Raw genomic sequence first — 13,191 nt, forward strand, 5'->3', positions numbered from 1 at the left:
TGGTTATTTTCAGAAGTTTTCAAAGTTTCCTTTGCAACTTCAACCACTTGCGCTTCCGATCTCTCGTTAGCGGGAGGCGAATTCTACAGCGTTACTCGCTGCTGTCAACACCTCTTTTTCTCCGCTTTCGACCGAGATGATCGAACCGTTAATAAGGCGAAAACACACTGCCTTACCAACTCCTTCGGACTTCGATGAACTGAAGCGTAACCGCTGTCGAAAACTGCGTAACTCTTTGTTTACCAAGGAGTTTTCTGTTTCGACTGCGCCGGAAGTGGGGCGAATTATAGACTTCCAGAATCTGCCGTCAAGGGTTAATTACGCTTTTGTTGCAGAAGGTGCTTTTCTGGTCATCAAACGAGGGATTCTGCGCATTAGGGATGGTGCTCGCAGCACTAACAGCAGCGCGCCTATAGATGCATAGATCGCCCACTCCTTTAGATCTGCCCGAACTATCCAAAGCATATGCAGCAATGCAAGGCCAAGAATCACATAGACCAAGCGATGCAACTTTTTCCAACGGACACCCAGCCGTCGCTGACTATAACGATTGGATGTAACCGCCAGCGCCAGAAGACCAAGGAATCCCAGACTGCCAACAATAATGTAGGGGCGCTTGCTTAGCTCTACCCCCAACTGAGACCAATCAAGACCGAGGATAAAAACCAGATAGGCGCTCAAATGCAGAACAACATAAGCAAAGCACCACAACCCGAGCTGCCGCCGAACGGCAATCCAACCCGCCCATCCTGCCAGCCTCTGTACAGGCGTCATGCTCAAGGTGATCAATAGCAGGACCAGCGCCCCCAGCCCCAGTCGATCAACCAGTACTTTTCCGGGATCCGGCCCCAAGGCAAAACTCCAGGCTTCATACAGCCAGAGAAACGGCCACACCGCTGCAACTATAAAGACGCTAATGCGCCACGCTGGAAAACGCATCAGTAATTCTTCCGCAGGTCGAGACCGCTATAGAGAGAAGCGACTTCATCCCCGTAGCCATTGAACATCTGCGTGTCACGCACATTAGGCTTCAACAACCCGCTCGGCAAACGCCGCTCCCTGGCCTGAGTCCAACGCGGATGATCAACCGTCGGGTTCACGTTCGCGTAAAAGCCATACTCATCGGACGTGATGCTCTGCCAGGTGGTTTTCGGTTGCTCGCTGAGCAGACTGATACGCACGATGGATTTGACGCTCTTGAACCCGTATTTCCAAGGCACCACCAAACGCAACGGAGCGCCGTTCTGGTTGGGCAGCTCACGGCCATACATGCCAACCGCAAGAATCGCCAACGGATTCATCGCCTCATCCAGACGCAGCCCTTCTACATAGGGCCAGTCGATCAGGGCAAAACCAGAGCGCTGCCCCGACATGGTCTTGGGGTCCTGCAAGGTTTCAAAACGAATGTACTTTGCCTTGGAGGTCGGCTCGACCTGACGGAGCAACGCCGAGATGGGAAAACCGATCCACGGAATTACCATCGACCAGGCTTCTACGCAACGCAGGCGATAGATGCGCTCCTCCAACTGATACGGCTTCATGAAGTCCTCCAGCGCATAACGCCCCGGCTTACTCACCTCGCCATCGACAACCACAGACCACGGCTCGGTTTTCAGCGCGCCAGCGTTTTGCGCGGGATCGCCCTTGTCAGTACCGAACTCATAGAAGTTGTTGTAGTGAGTCGCGTCCTTGAACGGCGTGATCGCCTCATCCTTGACGGTAATCGCCTCCCATTTGGTTGCAGGGAGTTTTTCGGAAAACCAGGAAGGCGCCTTGCCCGGCTCGACATCCGCGTACCGAGCCGCGCTGTCTGCGCTGGCCCAACGCGGCAGGCCGCTGACTGCCATACCGGCGATAGCCCCACCAAGCACACTGCGACGAGTGAGATAGAGAGACTCAGGCGTAACATCCGACTCATGACAGTCGGACGACTTGGGAAACTTGAATAACATGGCAACTCCGCAGAATTGGAGGACAGATGCACCAATAGACTGCGGAGTATGGGGGAAATTACATCACTCGGCGTTTTTGTGCCGACGAAGATGCAACAGGTACTGCACCGGGCCAGAAGCTGCATAGGCGAGGAAAACCAGCAGCAAAATGCGTGGCGGATCACTGAAGACCACCGCAAACACCAGCACCACAGCCAGGATCGCCACGAAAGGTACGCGGCCTTTCAGGTCCAACTCCTTGAAGCTGTTGTACTTGATGTTGCTGACCATCAGCATCCCGGCGGCTGCAACCATCAGCGCAACCAGGAAGGACATCTTGGAGCCCTGAATCCCGTAATCGCTGAATGCCCAGACAATACCTGCAACCACACCCGCCGCAGCCGGACTGGCCAGACCGATGAAGTAGCGCTTGTCTGCAGTGCCTACCTGAGTATTGAAGCGCGCCAGGCGCAATGCCGCGCCCGCGACATAGATGAAGGCAACCATCCAGCCAACCTTGCCCATATCCCCCAGCGCCCAGCCAAATGCCAGCAATGCCGGCGCGACACCAAAGGCGACCATATCCGACAGCGAGTCGTACTCGGCACCGAAGGCGCTTTGGGTATTGGTCATGCGGGCAACCCGGCCATCGAGGCCGTCGAGGACCATGGCGACGAAAATCGCAATCGCCGCGAAAGCAAAATACTTGCTCGCGCTTGCAGCATCACCGGCACTCAAGGCGCTCTGGGCGCTCATCGAGTTGATGATGGAGTAAAACCCTGCGAACAGGTTCGCAGTGGTGAACAGATTCGGCAGAAGATAGATACCACGATGCCGGACTTTACGGCCTTCAGCGTCATGCCCTTCTTCGACATGCTCATCGATGGGTAGCAGGCTTTCGGCGTCAGAGGCCTGGTTTGGCTCTTCGGGACGTTCGCTCATGGACATTACCTTGCAACGGTGTGGAAAGTTTCGACAGGTGTCTGCAACAACGGTTCGGCCGCAAACGATGCAGCTTTATACCAGAACCGACCACTCAAACGAAAAAACGCGGCCTAAGCCGCGTTTTCTGTACAAGCTCGTGACTTAGTTTTTGGCTTTGTCGACGATTTTGTTGGCGCCGATCCACGGCATCATCGAGCGCAGTTGCTCGCCGATGATCTCGATGCCGTGCGCAGCGTTGTTACGACGCTTGGCGGTCATCGAAGGATAGCCGGTAGCACCTTCGCTGATGAACATCTTCGCGTATTCGCCGTCCTGAATACGTTTCAGGGCATTACGCATGGCCTGACGGGATTCAGCGTTGATGACTTCAGGGCCGGTAACGTACTCGCCGTACTCGGCGTTGTTGGAGATCGAGTAGTTCATGTTGGCGATACCGCCTTCGTACATGAGGTCAACGATCAGCTTCAGTTCGTGCAGGCATTCGAAGTAGGCCATTTCTGGCGCGTAGCCAGCTTCAACCAGGGTTTCGAAACCGGCTTTGACCAGCTCAACGGTACCGCCGCACAGAACGGCTTGTTCGCCGAACAGGTCGGTTTCGGTCTCGTCCTTGAAGGTGGTTTCGATGATGCCGGTACGGCCGCCGCCAACGCCAGCAGCGTAGGACAGCGCAACGTTTTTGGCGTTGCCGGAAGCATCCTGATAGATAGCGATCAGGTCAGGGATACCACCGCCTTTGACGAACTCGGAACGCACGGTGTGGCCCGGAGCCTTCGGCGCGATCATGATCACGTCGAGGTCAGCACGTGGCACAACCTGGTTGTAGTGGATCGCGAAGCCGTGGGAGAAGGCCAGAGTGGCGCCTTTCTTGATGTTCGGCTCGATTTCGTTCTTGTACAGGGCAGACTGGAACTCGTCCGGGGTCAGGATCATGACCAGGTCGGCAGCAGCAACAGCGGAAGCAACGTCAGTCACTTTCAGGCCGTGAGCTTCGGCTTTGGCAACAGTGGCCGAACCTTTACGCAGACCGACAGTAACGTCAACGCCGGAGTCTTTCAGGTTGCACGCTTGAGCGTGGCCCTGGGAACCGTAACCGATGATGGCAACTTTCTTGCCCTGGATGATCGACAGGTCGCAGTCTTTATCGTAGAAAACTTTCATGAATTTCCCCTATATATCCAGGCCGTTCAGGCCATTCGCTAATTTGGTTTAGATGCTGAGTACTTTGTCGCCACGGGCAATCCCGGTGACGCCACTGCGTACGGTTTCCAGAATCGAGGCAGTGCCGATCGACTGAATGAAACTGTCGAGCTTGTCGCTGGTACCGGTCAATTGAACGGTATACACGCTGGCACTGACATCGACGATCTGTCCACGATAAATATCGGTAGTGCGTTTGATCTCGGCGCGCTGGGCGCCGGTGGCCTTGACCTTGACCAGCATCAGTTCACGCTCGATGTGAGCGCTTTCCGACAGGTCGACCAGCTTGACCACTTCGATCAGCTTGTTCAGGTTTTTGGTGATCTGCTCGATGACTTCATCGTGGCCAACAGTGGTCAACGTCAGACGCGACAGGGTCGGGTCTTCGGTAGGTGCCACGGTCAGGCTTTCGATGTTGTAGTTGCGCTGCGAGAACAGGCCGACTACACGAGACAGAGCGCCCGGTTCGTTTTCCAGAAGCAAGGAAATAATATGCCGCATGATTACGTACGCTCCGTCTTGCTCAGCCACATATCGCGCATGGAGCCGTCTTTGATCTGCATCGGATAGACGTGCTCGCTGGTGTCGACCGAAATATCGAGCACCACCAAGCGATCTTTCATCGCGAACGCTTCCTCCATCTTCGACTTCAAATCCTTCGAGTCGGTAATGCGCACGCCGACGTGACCATAGGCCTCTGCCAGCTTGACGAAGTCAGGCAGCGACTCCATGTAGGAGTGCGAGTGACGACTGCCGTAACTCATGTCTTGCCACTGGCGAACCATACCCAGAACACCGTTGTTCAGGATGACGATTTTGACCGGCAAGCCATATTGCAGACAGGTGGACAGTTCCTGAATGTTCATCTGGATACTGCCCTCGCCCGTCACGCAGACGACGTCGGCATCCGGGAAGCTCAGCTTGATGCCCATGGCCGCCGGAAAACCGAAGCCCATGGTGCCCAGGCCACCGGAGTTGATCCAGCGGTTCGGCTTGTTGAACTTGTAGTACTGCGCCGCGAACATCTGGTGCTGCCCCACATCAGAGGCCACAAAGGCATCGCCCTTGGTTACTTCGCACAGGGTTTCGATCACGGTCTGCGGCTTGATGACGCTGCCATCGCCCTTGTCGTAAGGGAACAGGCCGCGATCACCGCGCCACTCATCAACTTGCTTCCACCAACTGGCAACGGACTCCTTGTTCGGGGTCTCGCCGATTTCCTTGAGGATCGCGACCATTTCGGTCAGGACGCTCTCAACCGGGCCAACGATAGGCACGTCTGCCTTGATGGTCTTGGAAATCGAAGCCGGGTCGATGTCGATGTGAATGATCTTGGCATTCGGACAGAACTTGGCCGGGCCGTTGATCACGCGGTCATCAAAACGCGCGCCGACAGCGAGAATCACGTCAGCATGGTGCATGGCCAGGTTAGCGGTGTAGCTACCGTGCATGCCCAGCATGCCGATGAACTGACGATCGGTGCCAGGGTAAGCACCCAGCCCCATCAGGGTATTGGTCACTGGCAGGTTGAGCATTTGCGCCAGCTCGGTCAGAGGCGCGGAGCCACCGCCGAGGATCACGCCGCCGCCCGAATACAGCACTGGACGCTTGGCCGCCAGAAGCATTTCTGCTGCCTTGCGGATTTGCCCGGAGTGACCGCGAACAGCCGGGCTGTAGGAACGCAGCTTGGCTTTTTTCGGGAAGACGTATTCGAATTTCTCGGCCGGATTGGTCATGTCTTTCGGGATATCGACAACGACAGGACCAGGACGACCGGATTGCGCCAGGTAGAACGCTTTCTTCATGACTTCCGGAATTTCCGACGCGTGCTTGATCATGAAGCTGTGCTTCACGATCGGCCGGGAGATACCGATCATGTCGGTTTCCTGGAATGCATCGGTGCCCACCATGCTGCTAGGCACCTGGCCGGAAATAACCACCATCGGAATGGAGTCCATGTAGGCCGTGGCAATACCGGTGATGGCGTTGGTTGCGCCCGGGCCAGAGGTCACCAGTACTACGCCGGCTTTACCGGTAGCACGGGCATAGCCGTCAGCCATATGGGTCGCAGCCTGTTCGTGACGAACCAGGATGTGGGTCACTTCCGGTTCTTTGAACAGGGCATCGTATACATGAAGGAGAGCACCACCTGGGTACCCGTAGATATATTTGACGCCTTCGTCACGCAAAAAGCGGACGAGCATCTCACCGCCAGATAAAAGCTCCACGTTGTTCACCTCTAAAACGCCAGAATACCGCCCACATAAAGGGGACGGGTCTTAATAGGTTTACTTCTCGGCAGAGCATGAGCGACGGTGGTCGCCGACTACGTCAGCACTGACTGAGCAAGTATTGGGATCGTCCCAAGTGTTGCGGGGCTTTCCCACCCAGCGCGAGGTAACGCGTTGCGGGTGTAACAGGTCGGCGCGGATGTGCGCCTCATGATCTGCCGAGTGGGTCTGCTTCTGGCAGTCCCTCTACAGCGGACTTTGGATTCTTCTGTTTCGCCCTCTGCAAGTCAAGCCGTCAATGTGCTTTATTCGAACTAAGCGCATGAGAACGCAAGAAAAAACCTTTAAACAGCAGGTGTGTTAGCTTCAATTGCGCACCCACGACAAGGAAACGGCATGAGAACGTTCTTCTTCACGGCCAGTCTGCTGATCAGCCTGAGCCCTTTGTGCATGGCCAGTCCGATCTACAAATGGATCGATGGCCAAGGTGTCACCCATTTCGATGCACAGCCGCCCCAGGGCCAGGAAGCCACCACTATGGTGAAACCCACCCTGCCCGCCGGCAAACCGACCGCGCCACCACGCAGTAGCGCGATAGGCGATCAACAGGTCATCGACAGCACAGTGAAAAAGCAGATCGCCGAGCGGCAAGCCCAGCTCAAGACGTTCTGCGAACAGGCACGAACGAACCTGGCTCAACTGCAGAACAATCCGAGATTACGCGAGGAAGTCGATGGTGAGATGCGTCGCCTGACAGACCAACAGCGTCAGGAACGCATCACCGAAACACAAAAACAGATCAAGGATAACTGCCAGTAGGCGCTGGCAGTTTCCGGCTTAGCGGGAGGCCGTGATGAGCTGATCGAACTCTTTGAGCAAGGCTTGCAACTGCTGATCCTTGCCCTGGACATTACGCGAAGCAAAGACCATCTCGGCCATTTCCTGAATGCCCGAGGCATTCGGCAGCGGCAGATTGTTCTCAAGGATGATCTTCATGCGTGGCAGGAAGATCCATTGCAGCCACTGCTCGAAATCCAGCGTGTCGACGGAAAATGGCTCGACACTGGCCAGCGCTTCAGCGCTTGGCGCAACCTCGTCCCACCAGCCCTGAAGACGCAACTCGCGCTCGATCAGCAGCAGCTGTTCAGCAATCTTTGGAAAACGGACATCCATCAAAGCGAAACCTTGGCCTTTTGACGAGCCTGCGCCGCGCCTGCGGAGTCGCCCTGTTTCTCACGCGCCTGGGCGATCAGCTCCCACAGGCTTGCCTGCAGATCCGGACGCCCATTGGCAAACGTCAAACCGCGACGAGCGAACTGCTCGGCTTGCGCTGCATCACCCTGGGCCAAGCGCACCTGCGCCAGACGATAAAGCACTTGCGGCTCACGTGGAGCAACCCGCTGAGCACGCTCGAGGCTGGAGGATGCGCCATTCAGATCACCGCTGGCCTGTTGTTGCTGAGCGGTGGTCAGCAAGGCCAACACCGGACCGTCCAGTTGCTCGTCGGCGGACAAACCGCCAGCGCTGCTGGAGGGAGGAATTCCACTCGGCGTCGAGGGCATGCTGTAGTTACCCTGATTGATCGGTGCCGACTGGAGCGGTCCGCTGTCGACCGGACCCGGTGTAATCGGACCGGAGCTGATCGGGCCTGGACTGATCGGTTGAGTGCTGATTGGCGTCGACGTCGTCGCGCCACCGCCCGGGATCATCACCACTACGCCAGTGTCACCCTGCGGGATCGCCTGAGTCTGGGCTTGTGCCGGACGCTTCACGGTTGTTTTGCGGAAACCGCCATTGGCAGAGATCCGCTCACTGTTGGATACGGCCGTACCGGAGTCGACCACTGGAATCGAGCCGTGCTGCACACTGGAGCAGCCACTGAGCAAAGCCAGAGCTGTCACCGTAACCGCTGGAATAAACCACTTGTTCACTTGAAACCCTCTCGCTTAATTCATCCAGCCCTTGACCCAATCCATCACCGATTCGCCTGGCGAGGGGCCTAAACCACCGCACGCAGCGCCAGGAGGCGGTTCGCTGCCGCGAATATACGGCATCTGCACTGCGCCTGGGCAGTTGGCTTCAGAACCCTGCCCGGTGCGCGAGTCGACCCAGGCCTGAACGATATTATCCGGCTGCGGCATATCCAGCGGCAACGGGTCGGCCTTGCGCATGAAACTGGTCCAGACTTGCAATGCGCCCGTGGCACCGGTGAACGGCGTCTTGCCGTTGTCATCGCGCCCCAGCCAGACCACTGCCAGCAGATCCTGGCTGAAACCGGCGAACCAGCTGTCTCGCGAGTCGTTACTGGTACCGGTTTTACCCGCCAGCGTCAGCGTCTTGGGCAGCACGTTGTAAACCGAGCTGCCGGTACCTTCACGCATCACACGCTGCATGGCGCTCTGGATCAGGTAGATGGAAGCCGGATCGAAACGCTGCTGAATCTGGAACGGATAACGTTTGAGCGGCTGACCTTCGGCGGTCAGTACGCTGCGAATCCCGCGCATCGGCGTGTTGAAACCGCCGTTGGCCAGGGTCTGGTACATGGTTGCCACTTCTATCGGCGTCATGCCACCCGCCCCCAGCAACATTGACGGGAAGGCCGGAAACTCGCGAGTGATACCCAGACGCCCAAGGGTTTTCAGGACGTTCGGTACACCGACTTCCAGCCCCAGACGCGCAGTCGACAGGTTGTAGGAATGCGCCAGCCCCTGGTAGAGGAAAACCGTACCGTGGGAGCGACGATCATAGTTCTGCGGTTTCCAGATCTGACCATCTGCGCCTTTGACCGAGAAGGATTCATCGGACAGCCAACTGGTCAAGGTGTACTGGCTCGGCTTTTCAAGCGCGGTCAGGTACACCGCCGGCTTGATCAGGGAACCGATTGGCCGCACGGCATCCAGCGCGCGGTTGAAACCGGCAAAGCTGGCCTGACGGCTGCCAATCATCGCCTGGACTTCGCCGGTTTCAGGGTTGGTCACGACCATCGCGGCTTCAACGTCTTCCGAACCTTTGCGGCCGGCAAGGCGCTTGAAGGTATCGTTAACCGAGGCTTCGGCCTTCATCTGCAGGATCGGGTCGAAACTGGTGAAGATCCGCAGACCTTCTTCGGTCAAGTCTTCGTCGCGGTAGTCTTCGCGCAACTGACGCTTGACCAGATCGAGGAAGCCCGGGAACGAACTGTCTGCGAGGCTGCCGCGCTTGGTCACGCCCAGCGGCATTTTCTTCGCCGCGGCGACTTGCTCGGCAGTAGCGACACCTTGCTGTTCCAGCAGATCGAGCACCAGATTGCGTCGTTCAAGCGCGCGCTCCGGGTAGCGACGCGGGTTGTAGTAGGACGGTCCTTTGACCATGCCGACCAGCAACGCGACTTGATGCAACTTGAGTTCGGACAGCGGCTGGCTGAAGAAGAACTGGCTGGCCAGACCGAAACCGTGCACGGCGCGCTGGCCGTCCTGACCGATGAACACTTCATTGAGGTAAGCCTCAAGAATGTCCGGCTTGCTGTAGTGCAACTCGAGCAGCATCGCCATCATCGCTTCAGTCAGCTTGCGGCTCAGGCTGCGTTCGTTGGTCAGGTAGAAGTTCTTGACCAGCTGCTGCGTCAACGTACTACCGCCCTGACGCATTTGCCCGGCCGATGTGTTGACCCAAACGGCCCGCATGATCGACTTCGGCGACACACCGAAGTGGTGATAGAAGTCGCGGTCTTCCACCGCCACCAGCGTATCGAGCAGATACGGCGGCACCTGATCGATCTTGATCAGGATGCGGTCCTCAAGGTTTTTCGGGTAAAGGCCACCGATCAACAGCGGCTCAAGGCGCACCACCGACAATTTTGAACCGTTGGTCGACGACAGCTCGGCGACGTAATCGCCAGAGAAACGCACGCGCACCGGTTGAGCCTGCTCCAGCCCCTCATAGAACTGGAACCCACGGGTGTTCAAATCGACGGTATTGCCGTTGACCGATGCCGCGCCCGGTCCATTGGCCACGCTTTCACGGCGATAACCCAGGGCGTCGAGTTCGATGAGAAAGTCATCCTTGCTCAGCTTTTGTCCGACGAACAGCTCGAGCGGACGCGCATAAACCTTGGCCGGAATGGTCCAGCGCTTGCCGGAGAACTTCTCCTGAACCACGGCATCAAGGTAAACCGCGAAGCCTGCCAGCACTACGAGGCCGACCAGACTGAGCTTGAGCGCCCAGCCTAACCAGGGGCGCAGGCCGCTAGAAGGAGGTTTTTTAGGGGAACGAGGGGATCGGGTACGAGTCATGGCGGCGGATTATACGCACTTTATTCCTGATCAACATGAGCCCCGCGAGGTTTGCGTTAGTCCGGCTTGCCGCCATAATGTTGCCCTTGAATTTTCCCAGACTCTGAAGGATCACCTGTGAGCCAGTCCCTGATCGCTGCCCTGCAAAATCCGGCCCTCTACCCGCATCCTGTAGAGGGATTCCAGGTCATCGAGACGCACATCTCCTGGGTGCTGCTCACTGGCCCCTATGCTTATAAAGTGAAGAAGCCGGTCAATTTCGGCTTCCTCGACTTCACCAGTCTCGAATCGCGCGAACATTTCTGCGGCGAAGAGCTGCGCCTGAACCAGCGCCTGACCAACGATTTGTACCTTGAGGTGTTGCCGATCACCGGCAGCGTTGAAGCGCCGCAATTCGGCGGCACCGGCCCGGTGCTCGATTACGCGCTGAAAATGCGCCAGTTCCCGCAAAGCCAGTTGCTCAGCACCCTGCAAGCCAATGGCGAACTGACAACTGCGCACATCGACGAGATGGCCAACCAGATCGCCCGGTTCCACCTCAGCGCCCCGAAGGTTCCGGCAGCTCACGAAGCCGGCACCCCTGAAAGCGTCATGGCACCGGTGCGGCAGAACTTCGAACAAATTCGGCCGTTCCTCAGCGATAAAGCCGACCTGCTGCAACTTGATGCCCTGCAAGCCTGGGCCGAAAGCAGTTTCGAACGCCTGAAACCACTGCTGGCACAACGAAAAGCTGAAGGTTTCATCCGCGAATGCCACGGTGATATCCATTTGGGCAACGCCACCGTGATCGACGGCAACGTGGTTATTTTCGACTGCATCGAGTTCAACGAGCCGTTCCGTTTCACCGACGTCTATGCCGACACCGGTTTCCTGGCGATGGACCTCGAAGACCGCGGCCTGAAAAGCCTGGCTCGGCGCTTCATGAGCCAATACCTGGAGCTGACCGGCGATTATCAGGGCCTTGAGCTGCTGAACTTCTATAAAGCCTACCGCGCACTGGTTCGCGCCAAGGTCGCCCTGTTCAGCATGCCCGCCGAGGCCGATCCGGTACAACGCGCCACGACCCTGCGCCAGTACCGCAACTACGCCAACCTGGCGGAAAGTTACAGCACCATTCCATCGCGCTTCATGGCGATCACCCACGGCGTTTCCGCCGTCGGCAAGAGCCACGTAGCCATGCGCCTGGTAGAAGCACTGGGGGCGATTCGCCTGCGTTCCGATGTCGAGCGCAAGCGTCTGTTCGGCGAGCAACAGGTGCCAAACGACCCGCAAGCCGGTATCTACAGCGCCGATGCCAGTGCCGCCACTTATACCCGCCTGCATGAAATCGCTGGCGTGATTCTGCGCGCCGGTTTCCCGGTGATCATCGACGCGACTTACCTCAAGCGTGAACAACGCGACAGCGCGGCGAAAATCGCCGAAGCGACCGGTGCGCCGTTCCTGATCCTCGATTGCAATGCGCCACAAGCCGTGATCGAGAGCTGGCTCGCGCAGCGTCAGGCAGACAAAAACGATCCGTCCGACGCCAACCTGGCCATTATCGCCGCCCAACAAGCCAATCGCGAGCCACTGACTCCGGCAGAGATTCTCTGCAGCAAACGCGTTCAGACCAATGAAAGCGGGACCCTCGACACTGTGATCGCGCAGATTCGTCAGCGTCTGCCAGGGCTGTAAGAAACTATATGCAGGCGCGAAGCCCTGACCGGCTTCACGCCTGCAAAATAGTGGCACTATACTGGCGTCATAAAACCAACAGGTGACACCTTATGAGCCAGCCGAAACTTCTCGACACCCCGCTATACGCCCTGCTGCACAAAGACGACATCGAAGGCTTCAATCGCGAAAGGCCCAAGTCCGGGCCTATCGATATGGTGGGTGGCGACTTTCGTGGCCTCGACCTGCGCGAGCTGAACGCCGAAGGTATTGATTTCAGCGATGCCTACTTCCGCTCTGCCGACCTGCGCGGCATTGATTTTCGTGATTCGTCCCTGGAAGGCGCGAGCCTGGCCCACGCACAAATCTCCGGCGCTTACTTTCCCTCCGAGCTGAGCGCTGACGAAATTCTCATGTCGATGAATTTCGGCACTCGCCTGCGCTACCGCACCCGCTAACACCTGCCGTCACCTGAAGTCCGGTGCCCCTGCTGCGCGCCGGACTGCATGCCTGACTCCCAAGTTCTTTCCTGCCGCCGCTACCGCCCTTTCCAGAACTATCTGGTAGAACGCCTTAGAAGCTTTTGCGTTCAAACTGACCAAACAACCACGCTTTTCCTACTGACCGCTACACTCCTGTGAGGCTTGCCCACGCACTCTTCGGCTGTCGCAAGGAGGCTTGATGAATGATGAACTGCAACACCTGAAAAACCTTGGCAAGACATCGGCGCAATGGCTGCATGCCGTGGGCATCCACAGCGCCTCGGACTTGCGCCGCCTGGGCGCTGTAGATGCTTATCGGGCGGTACGCACTCGCGGGTTTCGCGCCTCGAAGGTGTTGTTGTATGCGATTGAGGGGGCGCTGATGGATGTGCACTGGAACGATATCCCCGCTGATCGCAAGGAAGCACTCAATAAACAGCTTGAAGCCATTTCGTCACGTCACAAGGTCTAAAGCCCAGCA

General features: G+C 57.5%; 13 protein-coding genes. 4 read left to right on the top strand and 9 right to left on the bottom strand.

Translation table 11 applies throughout. The annotated features are described in order from the left end of the window. Window positions 1-318: 318 nt before the first annotated feature. The 6 genes from msrQ to AC1DIG_RS24685 form a co-directional block, all read right to left on the bottom strand. Complete coding sequence (gene msrQ / locus AC1DIG_RS24660) at window positions 319-939, bottom strand: protein-methionine-sulfoxide reductase heme-binding subunit MsrQ (RefSeq protein ID WP_477769407.1); 621 nt, start codon at window positions 937-939, stop codon at window positions 319-321. After that, complete coding sequence (msrP, locus tag AC1DIG_RS24665; protein WP_477769408.1) at window positions 939-1,952, bottom strand: protein-methionine-sulfoxide reductase catalytic subunit MsrP; 1,014 nt, start codon at window positions 1,950-1,952, stop codon at window positions 939-941. The genes msrQ and msrP overlap by 1 nt, the downstream gene beginning before the upstream one ends. Window positions 1,953-2,015: 63 nt before the next feature. Beyond that, entirely contained in the window at window positions 2,016-2,873 is an 858-nt protein-coding gene (gene pssA / locus AC1DIG_RS24670; RefSeq protein WP_054595577.1) for a CDP-diacylglycerol--serine O-phosphatidyltransferase, read from the bottom strand. 144 nt (window positions 2,874-3,017) lie between these two features. Continuing rightward, window positions 3,018-4,034: a ketol-acid reductoisomerase gene (gene ilvC / locus AC1DIG_RS24675; protein WP_003185459.1), complete on the bottom strand. Its 1,017-nt coding sequence runs from the start codon at window positions 4,032-4,034 to the stop codon at window positions 3,018-3,020. Between the two features lie 48 nt (window positions 4,035-4,082). After that, window positions 4,083-4,574 carry an acetolactate synthase small subunit gene (gene ilvN / locus AC1DIG_RS24680; protein ID WP_003176102.1) on the bottom strand — a complete coding sequence of 164 codons (492 nt, stop codon included), beginning with the start codon at window positions 4,572-4,574 and terminating at the stop codon, window positions 4,083-4,085. 2 nt (window positions 4,575-4,576) lie between these two features. Continuing rightward, window positions 4,577-6,301 (bottom strand): acetolactate synthase 3 large subunit, encoded by a 1,725-nt coding sequence (locus AC1DIG_RS24685; RefSeq protein WP_477769409.1) that lies wholly within the window; start codon window positions 6,299-6,301, stop codon window positions 4,577-4,579. Window positions 6,302-6,700: 399 nt separating this feature from the next. Here AC1DIG_RS24685 and AC1DIG_RS24690 point away from each other — a divergent pair, with 399 nt between their 5' ends. After that, window positions 6,701-7,123 carry a DUF4124 domain-containing protein gene (locus AC1DIG_RS24690; protein WP_477769410.1) on the top strand — a complete coding sequence of 141 codons (423 nt, stop codon included), beginning with the start codon at window positions 6,701-6,703 and terminating at the stop codon, window positions 7,121-7,123. Between the two features lie 18 nt (window positions 7,124-7,141). Here the strand turns inward: AC1DIG_RS24690 and AC1DIG_RS24695 are convergent, their stop codons facing one another. Genes AC1DIG_RS24695 through mrcB form a run of 3 tightly spaced genes read right to left on the bottom strand, consistent with a single transcriptional unit; the run spans window position 7,142 to window position 10,575 of the window. Next, window positions 7,142-7,477: a YqcC family protein gene (locus tag AC1DIG_RS24695; protein WP_477769411.1), complete on the bottom strand. Its 336-nt coding sequence runs from the start codon at window positions 7,475-7,477 to the stop codon at window positions 7,142-7,144. Next, entirely contained in the window at window positions 7,477-8,235 is a 759-nt protein-coding gene (locus tag AC1DIG_RS24700; protein ID WP_477769412.1) for a tetratricopeptide repeat protein, read from the bottom strand. Before AC1DIG_RS24700 ends, AC1DIG_RS24695 begins: the two co-directional genes overlap by 1 nt. A gap of 15 nt (window positions 8,236-8,250) precedes the next feature. Further along, window positions 8,251-10,575: a penicillin-binding protein 1B gene (gene mrcB, locus AC1DIG_RS24705; protein WP_477769413.1), complete on the bottom strand. Its 2,325-nt coding sequence runs from the start codon at window positions 10,573-10,575 to the stop codon at window positions 8,251-8,253. A 117-nt stretch (window positions 10,576-10,692) separates the two neighbouring features. Between mrcB and AC1DIG_RS24710 the strand changes: the two genes are divergently transcribed. From AC1DIG_RS24710 to AC1DIG_RS24720, 3 genes are all read left to right on the top strand, one after another. After that, entirely contained in the window at window positions 10,693-12,249 is a 1,557-nt protein-coding gene (locus AC1DIG_RS24710) for a bifunctional aminoglycoside phosphotransferase/ATP-binding protein (protein WP_477769414.1), read from the top strand. A 92-nt stretch (window positions 12,250-12,341) separates the two neighbouring features. Further along, window positions 12,342-12,686: a pentapeptide repeat-containing protein gene (locus AC1DIG_RS24715; RefSeq protein ID WP_427534208.1), complete on the top strand. Its 345-nt coding sequence runs from the start codon at window positions 12,342-12,344 to the stop codon at window positions 12,684-12,686. Window positions 12,687-12,909: 223 nt separating this feature from the next. Beyond that, window positions 12,910-13,182 carry a TfoX/Sxy family protein gene (locus AC1DIG_RS24720; protein ID WP_019691679.1) on the top strand — a complete coding sequence of 91 codons (273 nt, stop codon included), beginning with the start codon at window positions 12,910-12,912 and terminating at the stop codon, window positions 13,180-13,182. Window positions 13,183-13,191 lie beyond the last annotated feature (9 nt).

It is taken from the genome of Pseudomonas sp. 05N431 (genome assembly GCF_056397005.1).